Source organism: Lacibacter sp. (genome assembly GCF_035299325.1).
GTDB lineage: Bacteria > Bacteroidota > Bacteroidia > Chitinophagales > Chitinophagaceae > Lacibacter.
In genome coordinates this window covers 297,588-322,481 of the sequence record NZ_DATGWT010000004.1, presented here as the reverse complement: position 1 = coordinate 322,481, position 24,894 = coordinate 297,588, and the positions used below count along the sequence as shown (strand labels likewise).

The window sequence follows — 24,894 nt, the reverse complement described above, 5'->3', positions numbered from 1 at the left end:
AGTTGGTTAGCACGCAAAATACAAATCTGGACGGATTAGCTAACCAATTCTCTCACCAAATCCATAAATGGAAAAAGCATCAGCTTTGCTCCATATATTCCTGCAACAACGCAGTATTGAGGATTTGTGTTTTCTTGCCGTCAGTATTAATGGCTTTTTCGCTACTCAATTCATTCATGATCCTGAATAGCGATTCATACGTAGTGCCTGTGTAAGACGCTAAATCCTGTCGACTGATAGAAAGATTGATGTATCCATTCGCATCTTTCCCAAACTTGTTTTGTAAATAAAGCAATGCATTTGCAATACGTCCCTTTACATTCATGTGTGCAAGGTTACGCATGCGTTTCTCCGACTCTTTCAACTCAGCAGCAAAGAACATTAATAAGTTGTATTGAAAATCGGGATTGGTACGTAGTGTACTGTTAAAGAAAGATAGATCAATATAGCAAACATCAGTAGGCTCCATTGCTGTTCCTGAAACAGGATAAACTGTATCAGCTCCTAAACCACGATGACCTACAATATCTCCATCAGTTGCAATACGAAGGATCAGTTCTTTTTCATCGCTCCAGCGTTTGTGAACCTTTACCAGACCTTTGCTGATAAAATACATGCCTGTTACTTCCTCGCCTTCAATAAACAGTTGCTCACCTTTTTTGAAATGAAAGCTTTTGCGGTTGGCATCAAGTGCAGGCAACCAATGGTGCTGGCATTGTTTGCACATGGTACAGCTTTTCAGGTCGCAGTTCTTTTTGTTTTGCTTCATTGCGGATTTTAGTGTTTGCTGCTGCAAAGTAACAGCAAACGGTGTTTGGGTTCATCACAAAGATTTCTTCTGAAAGATACCATCCCTTGTTCGTTCGTTGATAGCAGATTTTAGAAGTGAAGGATGCAGTTTCACTACTTCGCCCACAATAATGATAGCAGGGTTGCCAATACCTTCGTAGGTTGCTTTAAAGAAAATATCTTTCACTGTGCCGATTATCATCTTCTCATCTTTGGTAGTACCATTCTGAATAATAGCAACCGGCGTATCGCTTTTGCCATGTGTTCTGAAAATATCCATAATACCTTCAAGCTTACTCATGGCCATTAATATAATAACAGTAGCACTCGATTTTGCGGCTAATTGTATATCAGTCGATATTTCACCGGTACGGGTAGTGCCGGTTGTTACCCAAAAACTTTCATTGATGCCACGACAGGTTAGGGGTATCATTTGAGAAGCAGGCACAGCAATAGCACTGGAGATGCCCGGCACCAACTCAACTTCCATTCCGGCAAGTCTTGCTGTTTCAATTTCTTCCTGTGCACGGCCAAAAACAAACGGATCGCCGCCTTTTAAACGCACAACTATCTTGTGTTTCTGTCCATATTCCACGATTAATGTATTGATCTCTTCTTGTGAAAGGGCATGGCAACCATAACGTTTACCCACAAAACGCTTGATGCAGGCAGCGGATGCATAATTCAAAAGTTCATCGTTGGCAAGTGCATCATATAAGATGATATCTGCCTGTTCCAGCATACGTATAGCTTTTATTGTAATAAGTTCCGGATCGCCTGGTCCGGCCCCGATAAGTACCAGTTTAGCCTGTTTCATACAAATTAAAATAAAATATATGTTATTGAAATCATGTTTCGTTTAATAAAATTACAAAAAATAGCCTTAATTTCATGACAGAAATCATTTAATACGCTACTGATAGTTGAATTTGCCATAAAAAGTATTATATGATTATAATTTAAATACGATTGCTTGCTACCATTATTGTTTACACTTAAAACAGTAACAACATGAAAGTGGTAGTAATAGGAAACGGCATGGTGGGTTACAAGTTCTGCGAAAAGCTTGTAAAAAAGAATAGTGCCGGTAACATCTCCATCGTAGTTTTTGGAGAAGAAGTAAGACCTGCTTACGACAGGGTTCATCTAAGTGAGTATTTCGCCGGTAAGTCTGCCGACGACCTTTCCCTCGCCCCCAAAGAATGGTATACTGATAATGGTATAGTGCTGCACCTTTCAGATCCTGTGGTTTCAATCGACCGGGAAAAGAAAACCGTGCACTCACATGCAGGTATAACCGAAAATTACGATTACCTGATCCTGGCTACCGGTTCGGCCGCTTTTGTTCCGCCAATTCCGGGTGTTGAAAAAGAAGGTGTATTCATCTACCGCACAATTGAAGATCTGGAGTTGATGACCAAGTGGGCCAAGAAGTCGAAGAAAGGTGCAGTGATCGGTGGTGGCTTGTTGGGATTGGAAGCTGCGAAAGCCATGCTCGACCTTGGTGTTACCGATACACAGGTGATTGAATTTGCTCCACGCCTCATGCCTCGTCAGATAGATGATGCAGGTTCAAGATTATTACAATCGAAATTACAAGACCTCGGTCTTACAATTCATACATCAAAAAATACAACGGCTATTAATGGTGATGAAGCCATCAGCAGCATGCGTTTTTCTGATGATAGTTCTTTTGATGTTGATATGCTGGTGATCTCTGCAGGTATTAAACCAAGAGATGAGTTGGCAAGAAATGCATCAATTGAAGTTGGTCCACGTGGAGGAATAACCGTTAACGACAACTTGCAAACATCCGACCCTTTTATTTTTGCTATTGGCGAATGTGCTTTACATAAGGGAATGATCTACGGTCTTGTTGCTCCCGGCTATGAAATGGCTGAAGTAGTGGTAACGAATTTAACTGGTGGTGAAAAATCATTTACAGGTTTTGATATGAGCACCAAGCTCAAACTGATCGGGGTAGATGTTGCAAGCTTTGGTGATCCGTTTGTGAGTGGTGATGGTGTTAGAAGTATTGTGTTTGATGACAGCGTGAAAGGTGTTTACAAACGTATTAATGTAAGTGCCGATGGTAAAGAATTGTTGGGTGGAATTTTAGTAGGTGATGCAGAACAATACAATATGTTATTGCAAACCTGCAAAAACAAAGTAGTGTTGCCTCCCAATACAGAAGATGTAATTCTTGGTGCAAGAGGTGGTGAAGGTGATGGTGGTGCAGGTGTTACAAGTTTACCTGATGATGCAGTGATCTGCAGTTGCGAAGCAGTTACAAAAGGTGCTATTTGCGAATCTGTAAAACTTGGTTACGAAACTGTTGATGGTATTAAAAAATGTACCAAAGCAGGAACAGGTTGTGGTGGTTGTGTGCCCATGGTGAAAGATCTGATGGTACATACCATGAAAACACAAGGCAAGGTTGTTCGTAATGTATTGTGTGAACATTTTGATTACAGTCGTCAGGAATTATTTGATCTTATCAAAATAAATGATCTGCGCACCTACGATGCAGTGCTGGATAAGTTTGGGAAAGGTGATGGTTGCGAATTGTGTAAACCTCCTGTTGCATCGATCCTCGCCAGTTTGTGGAACGAAGTAATCTTGAAAAAAGGAAATGATACAGCGCAGGATAGTAATGATCGTTTCTTAGCGAATATTCAAAAAGGTGGAACATATTCTGTAGTTCCCCGTATTCCCGGCGGAGAAATTACACCTGATAAATTAATTGTGATTGGTCAGGTTGCGAAAAAGTATAATCTCTATACAAAAATTACCGGAGGTCAGCGTATTGATTTGTTTGGTGCACACTTAAGTGATCTGCCGAACATCTGGGAGGAATTAATTGAAGCTGGTTTTGAAAGCGGACATGCATACGGTAAAAGTTTACGGACTGTAAAAAGCTGCGTGGGTAGTACCTGGTGTCGTTTCGGTTTGCACGATAGTGTAAGTTTTGCTATACGTGTTGAAGAACGTTATCGTGGTCTTCGTTCTCCACATAAATTAAAAGGGGGTGTGAGTGGTTGTATCCGTGAATGTGCCGAAGCACAGAGTAAAGACTTTGGCATCATTGCTACAGAAAAAGGCTGGAACCTCTATGTATGTGGCAACGGTGGTAGTAAACCACAACATGCATTGTTACTCGCATCAGATATTGATGAAGAAACATGTGTGAAGTATCTCGATCGTTTCTTAATGTTCTATGTAAAAACTGCTGATCCGTTAACACGTACTGCTACATGGTTGAACAAGATGGAAGGTGGAATTGATTATTTACGTTCAGTTGTTGTGCATGATGCATTAGGCATGAATGCAGAATGGGAAGCGGCCATGGAAAACCATGTAAACTCTTACGAGTGCGAATGGAAAGCTGCCATTGAAACACCTGAATTGAGAAAACGCTTCAATCACTTTGTGAATGCACCCGAAGAAAAAGATCCAACAGTTGTATTTGATCCAATGCGTGAACAGAAGCGTGCTAAAGAATGGAAATAAGAATTTTTGGTTTTGAATAAGACGATTGCCGCCATATAGAAAGTTGCTTTTTAACCTCCGGATAATACCTCAAATGAATTTTCGATGATTGATTGCTAAGGCCCCAATGGCCACTTTTCTGCGATTGCCTGCATATAAAAAAAGGAAGCTCTGTTCTGTTGTGTAAACACTTGTTTCGTCAACAGGTATTCAATAAGTCCTTTAAGTACTAAAAATATGATCGCAGAAAAAACAATTACATGGTTTGCCGCCTGCAGAACCGAAGACGTTCCTGCCAACGGTGGTGTGTGTGTAAAATACAACGACACACAAATTGCACTTTTCCATTTTACAAGGAGAGATGAGTGGTATGCCACCCAAAACGAATGCCCACATCGTCAGCAAATGGCGTTGAGCCGTGGTATGATCGGTACACAAAACGAAGAACCGAAAGTTGCCTGCCCGTTTCACAAGAAAACATTTTCGTTGGTTTCAGGCGAATGCCTGAGTGGTGATGAATGCGCCATTAAAACCTACGAAGTGAAAGTGGAGAACGGTACGGTATATATCGGCATTGAAGATTAATAAAACAACTATTTCAAAACCAAAACTTACAGACTACATGAAGAGAAAGTAAACGAAATACTCAGCACAGCTGAAAAAAATAGCCCGGCAGATGGCAGTCTAACCGGGCCGTATGATTCCAGGATTTATCACCTTAAAATCGACCAAAATTAACATGAAAAATTTTAAAACAACACGAATAATCTTTTTGAGCTTGATGCTACTCGCTTATTGTACAACAAAGGCACAGTTCACATTATCAGGCCAGCTCCGCACACGTACTGAAGTGCGCAACGGTTTGGGCAACCTCGTATTGAAAGGTTCAAAGCCCGCTGTATTTACTTCACAACGTACAAGATTGAACTTTGGCTATAAATGGGACAGGTTAACTTTTGGTGTGGCAGTACAGGATGTTCGTGTTTGGGGACAGGATGCATCTTCTATTTCGAATGCAGACGGTAATCGTTTAATGCTGCATGAAGGTTGGGCAGATCTTACATTGTTCAACAGTGCAGACACCACGATCAAAGCAAAAGGTATTGACCTGATGAGCCTGAAAGTGGGACGCCAGGAATTAATTTATGATGATGTGCGTTTGATCGGCAATTTAGATTGGTTGCAACAGGCACGCCGTCATGATATGGCTTTGCTGAAAACCGTACATAAAGGATGGCAGATCGATATCGGTTATGCTTTTAATCAAAACACTGATGCATTTGGATATACCGGAACAGGATACGTTCCTTCCAATATACCAGCTTATGTAAAAAACTCATTTGGTACCTTAGTACCAACACCTGCCGGTATGTTACCAATGGCAACGGCAGGTAATGCTGCGAACAACAGCAGCAAAACAGGTGCTCCTGTTTTTATGAATCCGCCCACAACAAATGGTGGTAACCAGGATTACAAATCATTCGCAAGTTTGTACATCAGTAAGAAAATTAAGCAGACGAAATTTTCTGCGCTCTTCTTCAACGACAATTTCGGTAAATACAAACTTGATTCAGCAGGCAGTGATGCAACAGGTTATGTATACGGTCGTCGCTTTGTAGCGGCAAGTGCTGCTGATCCTTTCAACTACAAAGGAATGAACCAACGCTACACGTATGGTTTAATGATCAACCAAACAATAGGTAATGCTTCAGGTTTTGGGAAGATCGCTTTTCAAGGTGCGTTCTATGCACAAAGCGGCAAAAACCGTGATGGTATAAAAATGAAAAATGCATATCACTATGCTCTCTCCGCAACTTATCAAAAAGGGAAGATCAGTATTACACCCGGTTACGAATTATTAAGCGGTAACGATGCAATAACAGCAACAGATGAAAAATTTGATCCGTTGTATGGTACACCGCACCGTCATTGGGGTTTTATGGATTATTTCTATGTAGGAACAGGTTCACCTGCAGGTGGATTGAAAAATCCTTACTTCAAAGTGAAGTACACCGGTACAGCTTTAACAGCGGGTGTTGATTTTCATTTGTTCTCTATTGATAAGGACATGAAGAAAGCCGATGGTTCTTTTATTGGTAAAAATCTGGGTAATGAACTTGATTTCCTGTTGAACTACAACATGAACAAGTTTACGAATATAGAATTGGGTTATTCAATTATGAATGCAACCGGTAATATGGCCATTGCAAAAGGACAGGCAACAACTGATGCGGCTGCAGCGAATTACAGGAAAACAGGAAATTGGTTTTATGCAATGCTCCGCTTCTCACCTGATTTCCTTTATACAAAACCTGTGGCGATTAAACAGTGATAATGTGATGAATGAATAAAGATTGGTAACACTTAAAACATTTAACAATGAAACTCTCAATTAAAAATATAATTCTTTTTTCAGCAATGACATTGTTGCTGACTGGCATTTTTGCTTTTAAGATTTCTTCGCCTGCACGTAAAATAAAACTGGGGTTTATTCCTCTTACCGATTGCGCACCACTGGTAGCGGCAAAAGAACTCGGACTCTTTGCGAAGTATGGAGTGGATGTGGAACTTGAAAAACAGGCATCATGGGCTGTAGTGCGTGATAAAATATTGAATGGCGAACTGGATGGTGCACATTGTTTATTCTCGATGCCGCTTTCAGTTTATACAGGTGTTGGTGGTAAAGCAGGATCAGAAATGAAGATCGCCATGGTGCTGAACAACAACGGACAGGCCATTACACTTTCAAAAGATTTTTGCGGACAGGTTGGTTTTAAACAAGTGAACAAAGCAGCTGGTGGTGTAAAAAATGTTCAGAGCAGAAAGGAAGTAACTTTTGCACAAACATTCCCCGGTGGTACACATGATATCTGGTTGCGTTACTGGATGTCAGCAGCGGGTATCAACCAAAAGTCAGTTGGTATCATCACCATTCCTCCTCCGCAAATGGTTGCCAACATGCGTGTTGATAATATGGAAGGTTATTGCGTGGGTGAACCATGGAATGGTGTTGCAGCCGCACAAAACGTTGGCTTTACACATATCTCTTCGCAAGATCTCTGGAAGAATCATCCTGAAAAAGCATTGGTGGTTAACTCAGCATTTGCTTCAGCTAACAGGGAAGACCTGAAGAAAGTGATGAAAGCAATTATTGAAGCATGTAAGTGGCTCGATAATATGAGCAACCGTGCAAAGGTAGCTTCATGGCTCTCAAAACCGAATTATGTAAACGCTCCTGTGCAGGTATTGGAAGCAAGATTAAAAGGTTCATACGATCTCGGTTGCGAGTTAGGTGTGCAAAAGTATAAAGATGATTACATGACCTTTTATAATAACGGCATTGTAAGCACACCAAAGAAGTCATATGTTCATTGGTTTCTGGCACAGTATGTACGATTTGGTTATTTAAAAACTGAACCGAATTACAAAGCCATTGCTGAGAAATTAGTGTTGGATGATCTGTTTGCTGAAGTGGCAAAAGAAATGGGTGTGCCTGTGCAACCTGATATGCAGGTGATCAAAACAAATTTTGATGTAGCGTTTGATCCAAACAATGTGTCGGCGTATTTGAAAACAACAAAGCATTAATAAAGGTGAGTGGTGAATGGTGAGTGATTCGCTCTCACCATTCACTACTCAAAAAAAATAATTACGATGAAAAATTTCTTCTCACTTAAAACGCTCCAGTCGCTGCTCTACTTCTTAGGTGGGCTTGCACTGATGGGTGGTATATGGGAATTAATTGCAGCGATCACTAAACACGAAATTCCTACGCCGGCAATGACATGGGAAGTGTTTAAGGAAGTAATGCAAAATCCCATGCAGGACGATCCTGATTATAAAGGTATCGGTACAAAACTCATCAGTTCATTAAGTCGTGTTGGTATTGGTTTTGGCTTTGGTAGTTTAATTGCCATTCCAATCGGTTTGATCATGGGCTCTAATAAAATTACCATGAACATCATTAACCCAATGGTACAGATCCTTCGTCCTGTTTCTCCATTGGCATGGTTTCCGTTAGGTCTTGCCATTTTCCAGGATTCACCACAGGCAAGCATCTTCATGATCTTCATTTGTTCATTATGGCCAACGCTCATCAACACAGCATTTGGTGTTTCACATATTCCGCAGGATCATAAAAATGTTGGAAAAGCATTTGGCTTCTCCCGTTGGAAATACATTACAAAAATTGTGTTGCCTTATACATTCCCACACATCTTAACCGGTTTGCGTTTGTCGATTGGTGTTGCATGGATGGTGATTGTGGCAGGTGAGATGTTATCGGGTGGTATGGGGCTTGGTTATTTTGTTTGGGAAGAAGGATTCAACGGCGGAAGTATTGCGAAAATTTTAGTAGCTATCATCATCATCGGTATTGTTGGGTTATTGCTCGACAGAATTTTTATGGCACTTCAAAAACGTTTCAGCTTCGCTGCTTAATACACAAAACAAATGTTTATGAATAAGAAAAATATAACAACAGCTTTACTGGTAGCAGTGATCGTTGGAACTGTTTTGAACATCATAAACAGTTACGATGTGATTGTAGATGGAACATTTACAGGGAAGAACCTGATAAGGATCATGCTTACTTATATTACTCCGTTTTGTGTGTCGCTTTATTCATCAATAAAAGCAACAAAGCAAAAAGCATGAACGGGGCGATAACAGAAAACGAAATTTTAAATTCTTAACTGAAAAGTTATGGCAACAACATTAGAATTAAGTCCACGGGTGGTAGAAATAAATTCAGCAGTTGATACGGTTGAACAGCCGAGCATTGAAATCAACAATGTATCTGTAAGCTTTAAAACACCTACTGGTGTTTATACGGCGGTGAAAGAAATTTCATTGAATGTAAAGAAAGGAGAGATCGTTGCACTCATTGGTCACTCCGGTTGTGGTAAATCAACGTTGATGGGTACTATCAGCGGCATGGTGAAACCAACATCGGGTGAAGTGATCGCCAATGGAAATATAGTATCAAAGCCCGGCCCCGACAGAGGCATCGTTTTTCAAAACTATTCTTTGCTTCCCTGGTTGAGTGTGTACAGTAATATTTACGAAGCAGTTGACGCTGCTTTGAAAGATAAAACTACAGCAGAGAAAAAAGCATTAGTTGAGAAAAACCTGAAGATGGTAAATCTCTGGTCGCACAAAGACAAATTGCCCGGTCATCTTTCAGGTGGTATGAAACAGCGTGTGGCTATTGCGAGAGCATTCGCCATTAACCCAAGTATTCTTTTGCTCGATGAACCATTTGGTGCACTGGATGCCTTGACCAAAAGCAATATGCATGTTGAGCTCTTGAAATTGTGGAATCTTGATAACAGGGAAAAGACAATTGTGATCGTTACACATGATGTGGAGGAAGCCATCTTCTTAAGCGATCGTGTAGTGGTGATGAACAATGGTCCGGCTGCAACCATCAAAGAAATTGTGGATGTGCCATTGCCAAGACCAAGAAATAAAAAAGAGATCGTTCATGATGATTGTTACATGGCGATCCACGACAAGTTATTAAGTCTGCTGATCGATAAATTTTCAATCAACGATATACATTAATTCATTCTAACACTTAAACAACAGCTGATGTCGCAAGCAAAATTACAACAACCACTAAGCAAACTCAATATCTTTTCATTGAGTGGTGTGCAAATGAGAACCTTCCATATTACATGGCTTACATTCTTTGTTTGCTTTTTTGGATGGTTTGGTTTGGCTCCATTAATGCCAACCATTAAAGAGGACCTGCATTTAGATAAATCACAGATCGGAAACATTGTGATCGCATCTGTATCAGGTACCATCATTGCACGTTTATTGATTGGTCGCTTGTGCGATACATGGGGTCCACGTAAAACATACACAGCTTTGTTGTTAATAGGAGCCATACCTGTAATGGGTGTTGGGCTTGCACAATCGTACACTTCGTTTTTGTTGTTCCGTTTAGCGATCAGCGTTATCGGTGCATCGTTTGTGATCACACAGTTTCACACATCCATGATGTTTGCAGCAAACATTAAAGGAACAGCCAATGCAGTTGCAGGTGGTTGGGGTAATCTTGGTGGTGGTATCACCAACATGGTTATGCCTTTGATCTTTGCAGCTATTGTTGGCTTTGGTTACACAAAAGGTGAAGCATGGCGTTATGCAATGATCGTTCCCGGTGTAATGATGCTGATCGCTGCATTTCTTTATTTCCGTTATACAAAAGATACACCCGCCGGTAACTACGATGAAATTGAACGTGAAGTAAAAGCGAAAGGCAAAACAGATTACAGTGTGTTAAAAGACTGGAGAGTCTGGTCGCTTGCATTAGCATACGGCGTTTGCTTTGGTATGGAAATTACATTCGACAATATTGCTGCGCTTCACTTTGTACAGGAGTTTAAACTATCACAAAGCAGTGCAGGTTTCTGGGCCGGTGTGTTTGGTTTCATGAACATTTTTGCACGTGCACTCGGCGGCATCTTTGCTGATAGAGTTGGTAGAAAATATGGTATGCGTGGAAAAGGTTTATTGCTTGCTGCTGTATTGTTACTCGAAGGTGCAGGTTTGATGCTCTTTGCACAAGCCGGTTCATTTACCATGGCCATCATCTCCATGATCTCTTTTGCATTGTTTTTGAAAATGGCGAATGGTGCAACTTATGCCATCACTCCTTTTGTAAATGAAAAGAATGTTGGATTAGTGAGTGGTATTGTTGGCGCAGGTGGCAATGTGGGTGGTATGTTGTTTGGATTTCTGTTTAAAAGTAAAAGCATTACTTATGTTGATGCGTTCGGATATATCGGTATGATCGTAATGGCAGTATCGTTACTGGTACTGGTAACAAGGTTTACGAAGAAAGAAAAAGTAGCAGAGCTTAATGTGGCGTTGGAAAACGCAGCCTGATGATTCAGTGATTGCTTATTATAAAAAAGTATAGTGAAGGAAACGAATGAACATACTATGGAGTTAAACAGCTCAGGAAATGCTGCGGCTAACCTTACCACCTGTTGTTATTGCGGTGTAGGTTGCGGTATTGTTACCAGCAAGGATAAGCTCGGACGTTTGCATGTTGAAGGGGATAAAAACCATCCTGTAAACAAAGGAATGCTTTGCAGTAAGGGAATGAACCTGCATTACACAGTGAATGATCGCTCTGATCGTTTGCTTTATCCAGAGATGCGTTACAATCGTAACCAACCTCGTCAACGGGTTACATGGGATACAGCGTTGGAACGTACAGCGAAAGTGTTTGCAACGTTAATTGAAAAGTATGGTCCTGATTCTGTTGCTTTTTATGCATCGGGTCAGTGTTTAACAGAAGAGTATTATGTCATTAATAAACTCATCAAAGGATTTATTGGCAGCAATAATATTGATACCAACTCCCGGCTTTGCATGAGCAGTGCAGTGGTTGGTTATAAAATGAGTTTAGGTGAAGACAGTGTGCCGGTGAGTTATGATGATCTTGAATTGGCTGATGTGATCTTTGTTGCGGGTGCTAATCCTGCCTGGTGTCATCCCATCTTATGGAGAAGAGTGGAAGCAGCACGTGAGAAAAATCCTGACCTGAAGATTATTGTCAGTGATCCACGTAAAACACAAACCTGTTCTATTGCGAATGTTCATCTGCAGTTAAATCCCGGTACTGATGTAACACTGCATCATGCAATAGGAAGAGTGATCATCGAGAATGGAGATGTGGATCTCGATTTCATCGCTAATCATGCAGAAGGCTTTGAAAAATACCGAGACACGGTTTTTGAACGCACCATTGCAGAAGCAGCTATCATTTGTGGTGTTGATGAAAAAGATATTCGTTTAGCGGCTTCTTACATTGGCAAAGCGAAAGGTTTTATTACCATGTGGACGATGGGTTTAAACCAAAGCGTGATTGGTGTAAACAAAAACCTTTCACTCATCAACTTAAATTTAATTACCGGTCATATTGGAAAGCCAGGCTCCGGTCCGTTGTCATTAACCGGTCAGCCAAATGCAATGGGAGGAAGAGAAGTTGGAGGTTTGTCAAACTTATTACCTGCTCATCGTGATCTGCTGAACCCTGAACACCGTGCTGCAGTTGAAAATTTCTGGGGTGTTGCTCCGGGAACGATCGCTGCTAAACCTGGTCTTACTGCTACAGAAATGTTTGAAGCGTTGAATGATGGACGATTAAAAGCCATCTGGATACTTTGTACCAATCCGCTCATCAGTTTACCCGATGTGCGCATGGCAGAAGAAGGATTGAAAAAAGCAAAGTTTGTAGTAGTGCAAGACGTCAGCAATCGCCCCGAGACAATCAGGTATGCGGATGTGGTGTTACCTGCTGCATCATGGACCGAAAAAGAAGGCACCATGACGAATGCAGAGCGCCGCATCAGCTACTTGAATAAAATTATAGATGCACCGGGTGAAGCCTTGCCCGATGCAGAGATCATTTGCCGCTTTGCAAAAAAGATGGGCTTTAATGGTTTTGATTACAACAGCTTCTCTGAAATTTTTGCGGAACATGTAGCACTCACTGCCGGTACAAATATCGACATGAGCGGATTGAGTTATGAAATTCTGAAAGAGAAACGTTCGGTGCAATGGCCTTACACTTCTTCATCGGAGGGTTATGGTACAAAACGATTGTTCACCGATCGTAAGTTTCATACGCCTTCGCAAAAAGCCATCATTCACTCATTTAATGACGAGAATCAATCAGAAAAATTAAGTCGTGATTTTCCATTGGTGTTAACCACCGGTCGCATCCGTGATCAGTGGCATACCATGAGCAAAACAGGAAAAGTAAATAAGCTCAAACAGCATATTTCAGAATCGTTTTTAGAAATACATCCTGATGATGCAGCGAAGCGTTCCATTAAAGAAAACGACCTCGTTGAAATTTTTAATGGAAGAGGTAATGTGCGGGTGAAAGCAAGATTTTCAACTGACATTAAAAAAGGTGTTGTGTTTTTGCCGATGCATTGGGGCAAAGTGTTGAACAGTGATTTAAACCGTGCAAATAACCTCACCAACAATTTAGTTGATCCGAAAAGTAAAGAACCTGATTTCAAATTCTCTGCTGTTGAAGTGAAACTTCATAAGAAAGTAAAACAAAAAATAATTGTAGTGGGTGCAGGTGCTGGTGCCTGTGGTTTTGTACGCAGCTACCGCATGATCAATACAGATGATGAAATTGAAATTTTCAGCAAAGAAGATTTTCCATTTTACAACCGTGTATTGCTGCCCGACTATATCAGCGGCACTTTGCAATGGCAGAACCTTATTAAAATGAGCGATGCGGAAGAATATGATTATAATATCAAACTGCATCGTGGTGTAAGTATTATAGAAATCAACCGTGAACAAAAAACGGTGATCGATAGCAAAGGCAATGTTCATCAGTACGATGTGTTGTTATTGGCAACCGGTAGTCGTGCTGCTATGCTGCGTGATGTGCCAGCTATGCAGGGCATTTTTACAATGCGCAGCAGAACTGATGCTGATAATTTCAAATACCATGTTGATCCGGCAAAAGGAAAAGTAGTGATCGTTGGTGGTGGTTTGCTGGGTATTGAATTAGCAGCATCGTTGCGTGAAGTAGGAGTGGAAGTAACCATTGTGCAACGTATCTCCCGTTTAATGGATCGTCAACTTGATCCGTTGGGAAGCCAGTTGCTGCACGAAGAGTTAACAGATAAAGGTGTTGATATTTATTATAACGATGAGATCGAACGTTTCCTTGGCGATACAACTGTTACGGGCATTCGTTTAAAGAGTGGTTTGATGATCGATTGCCAGGCAATTGTGATTGCAATCGGCACTGTGCCGAATATTGAAATTGCAAAAGCAGCAGGCATCGATTGTAAACGTGGTGTTGTGGTGGATGAATACCTGCAAACAAATGATCCTTCTGTATTTGCCATTGGAGAAATTGCAGAATTCAAAGGATTTCTTTATGGCATCACTGCAGCTGCTGAACAACAGGCAGAAGTTGTTGCAAGATATTTAGGTGGAGATATATCGAACTACTATTCCGGTTCATTGCTCATGAACATTTTGAAAATGCATGGCACAGAACTTTGTTCATTGGGTGAAGTGGAATGCCCTGATGATCCTGCATATGAAGAAGTGGTGTTTATTGATAAAGCAAAACGTTATTACAAGAAATGTATCATTCACAATGATCGTTTGATTGGTGCAATTTTAATAGGTGATAAGAGTGAGTTCCTTGAATACCGCAACCTCATTGAACAAAAAATGGAGTTGAGTGAAAAACGTTTGCAATTATTACGTTCTGGTAAAGCACCTGAGCCTGTGATCGGCAAACTGGTGTGCAGTTGTAATAATGTGGGCGAAGGAAATCTCATCAACAGAATAAAAGAAGGTTGTAAAGATCACTTGCAGTTGTGTCAATTAACAGGCGCTGGTATGGGTTGCGGCAGTTGCAGACCTGAAGTGAAAACGATCTTGGAAAACAATCTTCATTCAAACGTAAAAGAAACAGTACTCGCAGAAAAATAAAGTGTGTATGAACAGCAGTACAACGATAAAGATCAATTTTCGTGGTGGAATTATTTCGCCCGGTGATCTGTATAATATTTTAGTGGCTGCTACAAAAGCAGGTATCAAACACGTGAGTTTTGGTTTGCGTCAGCAATTGCTCATTAGTGTAAGTGTTGAAAACAGGCAGTCATTGCTGAGCGAACTGAACCTCATCGATATTGCATACAAAACAGGCAATGAGCAATATCCAAACATTGTGAGCTCTTATCCTGCCGAAGAAATTTTCATCAACAATACCTGGTTGAGTGAAGGAGTTTACAAAGATATTTTTGATGGCATCGATTATCAGCCCACCTTAAAAATAAATGTAAGCGACAGTAACCAGAGTTTCACGCCGATGCTTACCGGTAACATCAACTGGGTGGCTGCAAGTGAAGCTGCACATTTCTGGCATCTGTTTATTCGTTTCCCGAAAACCAACACCATTTACGAATGGAATCAGTTGGTGTACACAAATGATGTGGCAAGAGTGTCGAAAGAAATTGAGGAGATCATTATTGATCATAAAGGGCGCTTTTTTGATAACACAGAAGCACAGGGTGAAACATTGATGAAGCTGGTGCATACAGATCGTTACATCACCAAGCCTGTTGAAAAAGCTGTGCAGTTGCCGGCATTTAATCTACCTTATTACGAGGGCTTCAATAAATATAACAACACGAAGTATTGGATGGGTGTGTACCGTAGAGATGAATTGTTTAGCGTTGATTTTCTGAAAGAACTATGTAAGCTTTGTTTGGAAACCAAGATCGGACAGCTATGTTCTACACCATGGAAGAGTATTATTGTAAAAGGGATTGATGAAAAGGATAAACGTAAGTGGAGTTTATTGCTGGATAAATATCATCTCAATGTGCGACATGCAGCGAACGAATTAAATTTCCAGGTGGAAGATGATTGCAGCGAAGGATTGGCGTTGAAAAATTATCTCGTCAAACAATTGAACAATGAAGACATCCGCACCTTCGGTCTTTGTATTGGTATTAAAACAAGAAGCAAGAGCGAAGTGTTCAGTAGCATACTGGTAAAACGTAAACCGCTATTGAAATTATTCGGTTGGGAGTTGTTGTATGTGTACGATATTCTTTGTGCCAATGATTTTAACCCGAATGAACGTACAGGATTTGTGTTCAGCAGTAACAATCCTAAATTTTTACTGTCTGAGCAATTGCGTCGTTCGATAAATGCATTTTACCAGAACCGTGAAGGGAAGATGTCCATTGTTGAAAAGGTATTACCTGCGAAAAAAGAAGCGGAGAAAAAACCTGTTGCACAATATGTTCATCAATGTACTGATTGCTTAACGGTGTATGATGAAACAGTGGGTGAGCCTGAAACGAATATTGCAGCAGGAGTAAAATTCGAGTCATTACCTGCAGATTATTGTTGCCCTTTATGCGATGCAGGTAAAGAAAGTTTTACAAAAATTGAAAAATCGGAACTGGGTTTACAAACCGTTTAACTCAGCATGCGCATTAAAGTTACGGAAGCAGGTTTTTTGTGCATCGTTCAGTTGAATGCTGAACACAGTTAAATGATCAAGCATAAATTTCATGCTGTGCCGTGTTAATGAACCGTTTTGCAGCATATCGAAAATTGTCGCAAGTCCCTTTGCCGTATAGATGGCGCACAATGGCTCGGGTTCATGATCGTTCATAAACACATACGCATCATAGCCGGGGTTTTGTTTATACGCAGCAGAAAGTTCTTTGATCAATATTGGTTCCATCAGCGGCATATCGCAGGCAAACACAAACAGATCTTCGGTGTTGAATTGCAGATGGGCACTCAATACTCCAAGCAAAGGCCCGTGTAATTGTAAAGAAGCAGCATCAACAAACAGATCATCTGCTGCAAACACTTCTGCATAATCATTCAGCTGTTGCCTGTTAACTGAAAGCTTTACAGGAATACCCAATATACTGAGTTTATCAACAGCAGTCTGCGCCCATGTCTTTGCTTCATGTTTGAGCAAGCCTTTGTCGCTGCCCATCCGTGAACTTTGTCCACCACATAAAATAACTCCGATCATAACAGTCAAAGTGAACTTTGATGATGTGGTTTGGTATCTGCATGTCCAAGGCTTTTACCCGGACTTACAATATCTCTCACCACCTGTTTCAATTCTTTGATCTCAGGAAAACCGCCATACGTTTTACGGTTAAAAATTTCCTTACCATCAATGGAGATATGAAAGTCACCGCTTACTTCACTTGGTTGCAGTGTAACGCCTTTTAATTCGTTTTCGAACGTAGTGAGTAACTCCTGTGCAATGTAAGCCGAACGCAAGAGCCAATGACATTTGGGGCAGTATTCAATGGTAATAACGGGTTTCATGTGTTGAACTTGATTGTTAAGGATAAAAGAACCTTATAAAATTACTGTTATTTTAGTCTGTTAAAAATTATTCTTTGCGGCAAAAGCAAAGCTGGCAGGCGTTTACAAATACTGTAATTTTAGGCATGCTTTCGATCAGCCATTTATATGTTTATCCCATTAAGTCGTTGGGTGGAATTGAACTCAGCTCGGCACGTTTAACCGACAGAGGTATTGAGCACGACCGCCGTTGGATGCTGGTGGATGAAGACAATCGCTTTTTAACGCAACGGGAGTTTCCGCAGATGGCGTTGTTGCGTACAGCCATTCATGCAAATGAATTAACCGTTTATGAAAAGGGGAATGAAGTGGATAAGATCCGTGTTAACTTGTACCCAGCAGGAAATGGAACAGTGAACGTGCAGGTGTGGGATGATGTGTGTGAAGCGTTACAAATGGGTGATGCAGCGAATCAATGGTTTTCTGAAAAGTTGAAACGAGTATGCAAACTGGTGTACATGCCCGATGCAAGCAAACGAAAAGTGGATACTGATTATGCGCTGAACAATGAGATCACCGGTTTCTCCGATGCGTTTCCGCTGTTAATGATCGGTCAGGCGTCGCTGGATGATTTGAACAGCCGTTTAGAAATTCCGGTGCCGATGAATCGCTTTCGTCCGAACATTGTGTTCACAGGTGGAGCTGCATTTGAAGAGGACACGATGAAACATTTCCAGATCAACGGCATTGATCTTTATGCAGTAAAGCCTTGTGCAAGATGTGCCATCACCACCACCGACCAGAAAACAGGTGCAACTGCAAAAGAACCGTTGAAAACGTTAGCATCATACAGAACAGGAAATAACAAAGTGTATTTTGGACAGAATATTTTATATAAACAGCAAGGAACAATTACAGTGGGAGATGAGTTGAAGGTTGTGCAGAGAAAAGAATCATTGCAGTTGAATGCCTGATCATCTCTTAAATAAAAAGAACAACATGTTGATCGACAAATATAATCGTGTACATAATTATTTGCGGATATCGTTAACAGATAACTGTAACCTGCGTTGCTTTTATTGTATGCCTGAAGAGGATTACGAATTTACGAAGCAGGCAAACCTGATGCAAGCTGATGAAATTGAATCGCTGGCAAAAACATTTGTACAACTCGGCGTCAACAAGATCCGCTTAACAGGTGGCGAACCATTGGTACGTAAAGATGCCGCTGATATTATTCTTCGCTTAGCAAAGTTGCCCGTTAAACTTACACTCACTACAAACGGCACAAGACTGCATGAGTTTGTAGATGTACTTGAAGAAGCAGGTGTGCGTTCACTCAATGTAAGTCTTGACACTTTACAAGCTGCCACTTTTCAGCACCTCACCAGACGAGGTCAGTTTCAGCGAGTGATGGATAATATTCAACTGCTTATCAACCGCAACTTTCATGTAAAAGTAAATGTGGTGGTAATGAAAGGTTTGAACGATGGAGAGATCAATGATTTTATTGCGTGGACAAAAAATACACCTGTGCATGTTCGCTTTATTGAGTTTATGCCCTTCAGCGGTAACCAATGGACAAGCAACCAGGTATTCACCTGGCAACAGATCTTACAGGTAGTGGAACAACAATATTCGTTTCTTCCGTTGAAGAATGAAGAGCATGATACGGCAAAAGGTTATATCGTTCCCGGCCATGCCGGAACATTTTCTGTCATCAGTACCATGAGTTCGCCTTTCTGCAGCAGTTGTAACCGCATGCGTTTGACTGCAGATGGCAAAATGAAAAATTGTTTGTTTGCTGAAAAAGAAATGGACTTATTAATTGCATTGCGAAGCGGGCAAGATGTAACCGAACTCATCCAACAAAATATTGCATCCAAAGCAAAAGAACTCGGCGGACAATTCACGGCCGACTTTGAACACATCAATGCAGAGACAATTCATAACAGAAGTATGATCGGTATTGGAGGATGAGAACAAATACGAAGACGTAACTGATCCATATCAAGAAAACGTGCAAGATAATACTGTATTATGGAAAAAAATCTATAACAAAAGACTCTTGCTTTGAACAAAAGAAGCCATTCGTGTAATTCTATTCTTTTTCGACCTGTATATTTTGGAGAATAACTAACTTCCCTAAAAGTATTCCATTATGGCAGCTATCAATTTGAATGTAAATGGTAAAACGCTATCGGTTGATGTTGATCCGGCAACACCTTTGTTATGGGTGCTGCGTGATCATTTAAATCTGGTTGGTACAAAATTCGGTTGCGGCATGGCACAATGTGGTGCATGCACGGTTCACCTAAACGGCAGCGCCGTTCGTTCTTGTTCCTTGCCGGTTTCATCTGTAAAAAATAATGCAATTGTTACCATTGAAGGGTTAAGCGAAACAGGCGATCATCCATTGCAACAGGCATGGGAAGAGCTCGATGTATCGCAATGTGGCTATTGCCAGGCGGGTCAGATCATGAGTGCGGCTGCTTTATTAAAACGCAATCCAAAGCCAACAGACCAAGATATTGATAATGCGATGTCTGGAAATATCTGCAGATGCGGAACACATGTCCGCATACGCAAAGCAATTCATTTAGCAGCCAAAACACAAAGCAAAAAATAATTATGGCAACAACACATTCAAGAAGAAATTTTCTGAAAGTATCTGCTTTATCAGGTGGTGGTATGCTCATCAGTTTTAGTTTGCTCAACCTGCCGGCAGAAGCAAAGGCATTGGAAGAAATGGTTTTTGCTCCGAATGCTTATATCACCATTGCTGCTGATGGTTCCATTGTGTTATTAGCACCAAATCCGGAAATTGGCCAGGGTGTAAAAACATCGTTGCCCATGATTATTGCCGAAGAGCTGGGTGTTGATTGGAAAAAAATTAAAGTTGAATTGGCACCATTACACAGTAAAATGGGCAGACAAACTGCCGGTGGCAGCGGATCGGTAAGAGGACGGTTTACAGAGTTGCGCACAGTTGGGGCAACAGCACGTGAAATGTTAACGACTGCTGCAGCGCAACAATGGAATGTTCCTGTAACAGAGTGTACCGTAGAAAATGGCGAAGTGATCCATAAAACAAGTGGAAAAAAATTGAGTTATGCATCGTTGGCATCTGCAGCTGCAAAACTTGAAGTGCCGGCTAAACCAACATTAAAAGATCCGAAAGAATTTAAATTGATCGGCACAAGAGTAAAAGATGTCGATGCACATAAAATTGTAACCGGTCAGCCGTTGTTTGGCATTGATACAAGAAGAGAAGGAATGTTGTTCGCAATGGTAAGCCGTGCTCCGGCTTATGGAAAAACATTGGGCGAGGTAAACGATGCAGCCGCATTGAAAATTGAAGGTGTAAAAAAAGTGGTGAAGATTAAGAACGCAGTTGCAGTACTTGCAACATCTACATGGGCCGCCAAAAAAGGAAGGGACGCATTGGTGATCCAATGGAATGCCAGTGAAAAACTGGAGAATACGGCCGAGCATTTCGCAACATTTAAAACCTTACTTGATAAACCTGCGCCAACAGAACCCACCAGGAATGATGGAGATGTTGATGCAGCTAAACAAGGTGCTGCAAAATTTCTTGATGTAACATATGAAATACCTGCACTGTCGCACGGACAAATGGAGCCGCTTAATTTTTATGCGAATGTGAAAGATGGAAAAGTGGAATTGTTTGGCCCAACACAAGTGCCCGGAGCTGTAAGAACGGAAGTATCAAAACAATTAGGAATAGCAGAAGAAAATATTACCATTTCTTCACCCCGACAAGGTGGTGGTTTTGGCAGAAAGTTAATGACCGATAATGGTGTAGAAGCTGCGTTGATCTCGGCAGCAGCACAAATTCCGGTGCAGGTACAATGGACTCGTGAAGATGATATGCAGAATGATTTTTATCGTCCTGCAGAAATGTGGCGTTACCGTGCTGCACTTTCATCCGACAACTTATTATCGTGGCATCAATCAGGTATTGGTATCGGTCGTGGTGTGCGTGGCGATAGTTATGTGGCAGGTGCAATTGCCAATTACCGTGCCGAGGGGCAAGGCTTTACAAGTAATACTCCAACAGGTTGGTGGAGAGCGCCCGGTGCAAACACATTGGCCTATGTTGCCGAAAGTTTTATGGATGAAGTATGCACCGCATTGAAAAAAGATCCGATAGCATTCCGTTTGGAGTTGTTGAAAAAAGCAAAAGAGCAAACGGTTGGAAAAATCAATTACGATCCGGAGAAATATAAAAGTGTAATTGAACTTGTTGCGAAGATGAGTAAGTGGGGTTCAAAGACACCCGGAGTGTTCAGAGGTTTTTCCACCTGGTTCTCGTTTGGTTCGTATGTAGCGCAGGTAGTGGATGTGCAAATCGTGGATGGTCAACCAAAAGTGAAGAAAGTGTATTGTGCCGTAAACTGTGGCCGTGTTATTAATTTGAGCGGTGCAGAAAACCAGGTGCAGGGTTCCATTGTGGATGGCATCAGTCATGCCATGTTCCCTAAAGTAACCTTTGTGAACGGTGCTGTGGCCGAAACAAATTTTCATACTTATAAGTTCTTGCGTATGCGAGATGCACCAACCGAAATTGATGTGCAGTTTGTTGAAAGCGATGAAGCCCCAACCGGTTTGGGCGAACCTGCGTTGCCACCAATAGCAGCAGCACTTGCCAATGCAATATTTGCAGCCACCGGTAAACGATTACGCAAGCTGCCATTCGCCGAACAGTTGGCATAAATCAGTTTCATTTCTTTACTTTGATTTGTATCAATTACTGATTCTATTGCCCATTGAACAATCGAATCTGTAATTATGGTAGGTAAATCCGTAATCTGTATACCAATCAAACAGAAAAAGTAATGAATTTTAGTGTTTGTAAACAATCAAGATTGTGCTGCCCTGTTTTTTGCTGAGGTTGAAATGTTTTGATTGCATCTTCAATAATAAAATATCTGTAAATAACTTTCATAAAAGTATTTCGCTATGCCAGTAATCAGTTTAAACGTAAACGGTAAATCTGTTTCAATTGATGTTGATCCTGCAACACCTGTACTCTGGGTGCTGAGAGAGCATTTAAATTTAGTTGGAACCAAATACGGATGCGGCGTTGCACAATGCGGTGCCTGTACCATTATGCTTGATAATGTAGCAGTGCGTTCGTGTTCATTGCCTGTTTCTGCTGTGTCAAAAAGAGCAATCACAACCATTGAAGGCTTGAGTGAGAATGGTGAACATCCGGTGCAGAAAGCATGGATAGAACAGGATGTAGCACAGTGCGGCTATTGCCAAACGGGGCAGATTATGAGTGCAGTGGCATTGCTTAAAAGCAATCCCAATCCAACCGATGCGCAGATTGAAGCATCAATGAGTGGGAATATTTGCAGGTGTGGAACTTACCTGCGGATTAAAGAGGCCATTAAAACAGCAGCGAAACAAATGTAAACTGCACATTCATTCAATTGTATACGTTTCAATTCATCAACAATGGAAAAGTTCAAAACCGATAATAGCAGAAGAGCATTTTTAAAATCATCCTTTCTTGCAGGTGGTGGTCTGATGATCAGTTTTAGCGGATTGGCAGAGCTCAGTCTGGAGAATAAAATAAACCCTGCGGATCTGCCTGCTGACTGGCATGAGTTAACAGGTTATATCAAAATAACATCCGATAACATCATTAAGATCTTCAACCCCAATCCGGAGTTTGGACAAAATGTAATGACTTCTTTGCCGATGATTGTAGCGGAGGAACTGGATGTGGATTGGAAAAAAGTAGTGGTGGAGATGGGGCCACACGACAATGTAAAACTCGGCCCGCAATTTACCGGTGGCAGTAATTCTGTCCGCATGTATTGGAAACCTTTGCGTGATGCTGGTGGGGCGGCACGTGCAATGTTATTAACTGCAGCAGCGCAAACATGGAATGTGCCGGTGGAAGAACTGACGACCAAAGCAGGAGTGATCTTTCATGAGAAAACAGGTAAGTCAGGAACCTATGGTGAGTTTGCATCAAAAGCAGCAGGCATTCCCATTCCTAAAGATGTAAAGCTGAAAGAGGTAAAGAATTTTACTGTTGTACGAAACTCACAGAAGAATGTAGAAGGGCAGAAGATCGTAACAGGTAAACCACTGTTCGGATTGGATTATACACAGGAAGGAACATTGATCGCTATGATCGAACATCCACCTGCATTCGGTATGAAAGTAAAATCGTTTGATGCAAGCGAAACATTGAAAATGCCTGGCATCAAAGATGTATTTACATTGAAGTTGTATGAAGATAATTATGAGCAGGCCGGTTTCGATACACGTACGTTCAACGATCTGCTGGTGGTTGTTGGTAAAACAACATGGGAGGTAATGAATGCCCGCAAAAAATTGAAAGTAAGCTGGGAACCGAAAGGAGATACAAAAGATACGATGGCAGGCAGAGGCGGAAAGAGAGAAGTAGTTGTGCCGGGTGCATTGGAAAGTACAGCCACGCATCTTGCAAAAATGAAAGAGTATGCAAGCAAGCCTGCCCAACTGTTACGAAAAGATGGTGATCCTGAAACAGCGTTTAAAAATGCAGCGAAGGTGATTGAACGCACGTACAATGCACCATTCTTAGCACACAATTGCATGGAGCCGATGAATTGCTTTGCACATGTAACCGATGAGAAAGCATTGATAGTTGGGCCGCACCAGTCTGCCGGTTGGATTGAACCAACTTTGTCAAAAGTATTGAATCTTCCTGCCGATAAAATTGAAATACAAATTACCCGCATGGGTGGTGGTTTTGGTTTACGGGCATATGGGCATACGTTTACAGAAGCAGCGCTTATTTCCCGAAAAATAAAAGCTCCGGTGAAATTGGTTTACAGCAGAGAAGATGATATGACTTATGGCATTTATCGTCCGATGTATACTGCTACCTACCGTGCTGCATTTGATGCCAATAAAAATTTAATTGCGTTTCATGTGAGAGGTGGTGGTATTCCTGAACATCCAATTCATGCAAACAGGTTTCCTGCAGGAGCAGTTGATAATTATTTAGCGGAAGGTTGGGAAATACCGTCGAACATTACTATCGGCGCATTCAGAGCACCACGTTCTAATTTCAATGCAGCTGCAGAGCAATCGTTCTTAGATGAAGTGGCAGAAGTGATGGAAAAAGATCCGATTGAATTCAGATTGGAGTTGTTGAAACGGGCGAAAGAAAATCCTGTTGGTAAAAACAATGAGTATGATGCAGACAGGTATGCAGAAGTGTTGAAACTGGTGAAAGAAAAATCCGGTTGGGGTAGTGCGGAGAATAAACAATACAGTCGTGGTGTGGCCGCTTATTTCTGTCACAACTCTTATGCGGCACATGTAGTTGATATTGTAAAGAAAGATGGGCAACCATTTGTTGAACGTGTGACAAGTGCAGTTGATTGCGGCATTGTAATCAATCCAGATGCAGCTGCTAATATGGTGCAAGGCTGCGTTGTGGATGGAATAGGTAATGCATTGTATGGTGAACTCACGTTTAAAGATGGTGTTCCGGAGAAGAATAATTTTACACGTTACAGAATGATCCGTCATCGGGAAGCACCGAAAAAGATCGACGTACATTTTGTACAGAATGATATCAATCCAACAGGATTAGGTGAACCACCTTTCCCGCCAATATTTGCAGCAGTTGCAAATGCATTGTATAAAAGTGAAAAGAAGCGTTTTTACAATCAGCCATTTTCAACTGAGCTTCATAAGAAATCATAATGAGTTTGATAGACATAA

At 41.2% G+C, this 24,894-nt stretch carries 20 protein-coding genes; 16 read left to right on the top strand and 4 right to left on the bottom strand.

Annotated elements, in window-relative coordinates; translation table 11 throughout:
• Positions 1 to 79 precede the first annotated feature (79 nt).
• A complete protein-coding gene (locus VK159_RS03095; RefSeq protein ID WP_324228674.1) occupies positions 80 to 769 on the bottom strand; it encodes a Crp/Fnr family transcriptional regulator in 690 nt (229 codons plus the stop codon).
• Between the two features lie 54 nt (positions 770 to 823).
• The gene (gene cobA, locus VK159_RS03090) at positions 824 to 1,606 is read right to left on the bottom strand and encodes a uroporphyrinogen-III C-methyltransferase (RefSeq protein WP_324228673.1); all 783 of its coding nucleotides are present in this window, start codon (positions 1,604 to 1,606) and stop codon (positions 824 to 826) included.
• Between the two features lie 194 nt (positions 1,607 to 1,800).
• Between cobA and nirB the strand changes: the two genes are divergently transcribed.
• The 10 genes from nirB (at position 1,801) to VK159_RS03040 (ending at position 16,282) form a co-directional block, all read left to right on the top strand.
• Positions 1,801 to 4,299 carry a nitrite reductase large subunit NirB gene (nirB, locus tag VK159_RS03085; RefSeq protein ID WP_324228672.1) on the top strand — a complete coding sequence of 833 codons (2,499 nt, stop codon included), beginning with the start codon at positions 1,801 to 1,803 and terminating at the stop codon, positions 4,297 to 4,299.
• Between the two features lie 216 nt (positions 4,300 to 4,515).
• Complete coding sequence (gene nirD, locus VK159_RS03080; protein WP_324228671.1) at positions 4,516 to 4,863, top strand: nitrite reductase small subunit NirD; 348 nt, start codon at positions 4,516 to 4,518, stop codon at positions 4,861 to 4,863.
• Positions 4,864 to 5,059: 196 nt separating this feature from the next.
• A complete protein-coding gene (locus tag VK159_RS03075; RefSeq protein WP_324228923.1) occupies positions 5,060 to 6,610 on the top strand; it encodes an alginate export family protein in 1,551 nt (516 codons plus the stop codon).
• Between the two features lie 47 nt (positions 6,611 to 6,657).
• Positions 6,658 to 7,866, top strand: a complete 1,209-nt coding sequence (locus VK159_RS03070; protein ID WP_324228670.1) for a CmpA/NrtA family ABC transporter substrate-binding protein — start codon at positions 6,658 to 6,660, stop codon at positions 7,864 to 7,866.
• Between the two features lie 66 nt (positions 7,867 to 7,932).
• Entirely contained in the window at positions 7,933 to 8,718 is a 786-nt protein-coding gene (gene ntrB, locus VK159_RS03065) for a nitrate ABC transporter permease (RefSeq protein WP_324228669.1), read from the top strand.
• An 18-nt stretch (positions 8,719 to 8,736) separates the two neighbouring features.
• Entirely contained in the window at positions 8,737 to 8,934 is a 198-nt protein-coding gene (gene nrtS / locus VK159_RS03060) for a nitrate/nitrite transporter NrtS (RefSeq protein WP_324228668.1), read from the top strand.
• 48 nt (positions 8,935 to 8,982) lie between these two features.
• Positions 8,983 to 9,843, top strand: a complete 861-nt coding sequence (locus VK159_RS03055; RefSeq protein WP_324228667.1) for an ABC transporter ATP-binding protein — start codon at positions 8,983 to 8,985, stop codon at positions 9,841 to 9,843.
• 27 nt (positions 9,844 to 9,870) lie between these two features.
• Positions 9,871 to 11,175, top strand: coding sequence for a NarK family nitrate/nitrite MFS transporter (locus VK159_RS03050; protein WP_324228666.1), 1,305 nt, complete (start codon positions 9,871 to 9,873; stop codon positions 11,173 to 11,175).
• A 57-nt stretch (positions 11,176 to 11,232) separates the two neighbouring features.
• Entirely contained in the window at positions 11,233 to 14,778 is a 3,546-nt protein-coding gene (locus VK159_RS03045) for a molybdopterin-dependent oxidoreductase (protein ID WP_324228665.1), read from the top strand.
• A 7-nt stretch (positions 14,779 to 14,785) separates the two neighbouring features.
• Positions 14,786 to 16,282 carry a rubredoxin gene (locus VK159_RS03040; protein WP_324228664.1) on the top strand — a complete coding sequence of 499 codons (1,497 nt, stop codon included), beginning with the start codon at positions 14,786 to 14,788 and terminating at the stop codon, positions 16,280 to 16,282.
• Here the strand turns inward: VK159_RS03040 and VK159_RS03035 are convergent.
• Positions 16,268 to 16,852, bottom strand: coding sequence for a molybdenum cofactor guanylyltransferase (locus tag VK159_RS03035; RefSeq protein WP_324228663.1), 585 nt, complete (start codon positions 16,850 to 16,852; stop codon positions 16,268 to 16,270). The genes VK159_RS03040 and VK159_RS03035 overlap by 15 nt on opposite strands.
• Before the next feature lie 5 nt (positions 16,853 to 16,857).
• A complete protein-coding gene (locus VK159_RS03030; RefSeq protein ID WP_129129099.1) occupies positions 16,858 to 17,157 on the bottom strand; it encodes a SelT/SelW/SelH family protein in 300 nt (99 codons plus the stop codon).
• Between the two features lie 74 nt (positions 17,158 to 17,231).
• Between VK159_RS03030 and VK159_RS03025 the strand changes: the two genes are divergently transcribed.
• From VK159_RS03025 to VK159_RS03000, 6 genes are all read left to right on the top strand, one after another.
• Complete coding sequence (locus tag VK159_RS03025; RefSeq protein ID WP_324228662.1) at positions 17,232 to 18,110, top strand: MOSC domain-containing protein; 879 nt, start codon at positions 17,232 to 17,234, stop codon at positions 18,108 to 18,110.
• A 25-nt stretch (positions 18,111 to 18,135) separates the two neighbouring features.
• Positions 18,136 to 19,116 (top strand): GTP 3',8-cyclase MoaA, encoded by a 981-nt coding sequence (gene moaA, locus VK159_RS03020; protein ID WP_324228661.1) that lies wholly within the window; start codon positions 18,136 to 18,138, stop codon positions 19,114 to 19,116.
• A gap of 181 nt (positions 19,117 to 19,297) precedes the next feature.
• Entirely contained in the window at positions 19,298 to 19,765 is a 468-nt protein-coding gene (locus tag VK159_RS03015; protein WP_324228660.1) for a (2Fe-2S)-binding protein, read from the top strand.
• Positions 19,766 to 19,767: 2 nt separating this feature from the next.
• Positions 19,768 to 21,873 carry a xanthine dehydrogenase family protein molybdopterin-binding subunit gene (locus tag VK159_RS03010; RefSeq protein WP_324228659.1) on the top strand — a complete coding sequence of 702 codons (2,106 nt, stop codon included), beginning with the start codon at positions 19,768 to 19,770 and terminating at the stop codon, positions 21,871 to 21,873.
• Between the two features lie 246 nt (positions 21,874 to 22,119).
• Entirely contained in the window at positions 22,120 to 22,578 is a 459-nt protein-coding gene (locus VK159_RS03005) for a (2Fe-2S)-binding protein (RefSeq protein WP_324228658.1), read from the top strand.
• A gap of 42 nt (positions 22,579 to 22,620) precedes the next feature.
• The gene (locus VK159_RS03000) at positions 22,621 to 24,876 is read left to right on the top strand and encodes a xanthine dehydrogenase family protein molybdopterin-binding subunit (RefSeq protein WP_324228657.1); all 2,256 of its coding nucleotides are present in this window, start codon (positions 22,621 to 22,623) and stop codon (positions 24,874 to 24,876) included.
• The last annotated feature ends 18 nt before the right edge of the window (positions 24,877 to 24,894 follow it).

Bases quoted from the DNA above. Each gene is read 5' to 3' on its own strand.
- VK159_RS03095 (WP_324228674.1), bottom strand. From the start codon at position 769: ATGAAGCAAAACAAAAAGAACTGCGACCTGAAAAGCTGTACCATGTGC.
- cobA (WP_324228673.1), bottom strand. From the start codon at position 1,606: ATGAAACAGGCTAAACTGGTACTTATCGGGGCCGGACCAGGCGATCCG.
- nirB (WP_324228672.1), top strand. From the start codon at position 1,801: ATGAAAGTGGTAGTAATAGGAAACGGCATGGTGGGTTACAAGTTCTGC.
- nirD (WP_324228671.1), top strand. From the start codon at position 4,516: ATGATCGCAGAAAAAACAATTACATGGTTTGCCGCCTGCAGAACCGAA.
- VK159_RS03075 (WP_324228923.1), top strand. From the start codon at position 5,060: ATGCTACTCGCTTATTGTACAACAAAGGCACAGTTCACATTATCAGGC.
- VK159_RS03070 (WP_324228670.1), top strand. From the start codon at position 6,658: ATGAAACTCTCAATTAAAAATATAATTCTTTTTTCAGCAATGACATTG.
- ntrB (WP_324228669.1), top strand. From the start codon at position 7,933: ATGAAAAATTTCTTCTCACTTAAAACGCTCCAGTCGCTGCTCTACTTC.
- nrtS (WP_324228668.1), top strand. From the start codon at position 8,737: ATGAATAAGAAAAATATAACAACAGCTTTACTGGTAGCAGTGATCGTT.
- VK159_RS03055 (WP_324228667.1), top strand. From the start codon at position 8,983: ATGGCAACAACATTAGAATTAAGTCCACGGGTGGTAGAAATAAATTCA.
- VK159_RS03050 (WP_324228666.1), top strand. From the start codon at position 9,871: ATGTCGCAAGCAAAATTACAACAACCACTAAGCAAACTCAATATCTTT.
- VK159_RS03045 (WP_324228665.1), top strand. From the start codon at position 11,233: ATGGAGTTAAACAGCTCAGGAAATGCTGCGGCTAACCTTACCACCTGT.
- VK159_RS03040 (WP_324228664.1), top strand. From the start codon at position 14,786: ATGAACAGCAGTACAACGATAAAGATCAATTTTCGTGGTGGAATTATT.
- VK159_RS03035 (WP_324228663.1), bottom strand. From the start codon at position 16,852: ATGATCGGAGTTATTTTATGTGGTGGACAAAGTTCACGGATGGGCAGC.
- VK159_RS03030 (WP_129129099.1), bottom strand. From the start codon at position 17,157: ATGAAACCCGTTATTACCATTGAATACTGCCCCAAATGTCATTGGCTC.
- moaA (WP_324228661.1), top strand. From the start codon at position 18,136: ATGTTGATCGACAAATATAATCGTGTACATAATTATTTGCGGATATCG.
- VK159_RS03015 (WP_324228660.1), top strand. From the start codon at position 19,298: ATGGCAGCTATCAATTTGAATGTAAATGGTAAAACGCTATCGGTTGAT.
- VK159_RS03010 (WP_324228659.1), top strand. From the start codon at position 19,768: ATGGCAACAACACATTCAAGAAGAAATTTTCTGAAAGTATCTGCTTTA.
- VK159_RS03005 (WP_324228658.1), top strand. From the start codon at position 22,120: ATGCCAGTAATCAGTTTAAACGTAAACGGTAAATCTGTTTCAATTGAT.
- VK159_RS03000 (WP_324228657.1), top strand. From the start codon at position 22,621: ATGGAAAAGTTCAAAACCGATAATAGCAGAAGAGCATTTTTAAAATCA.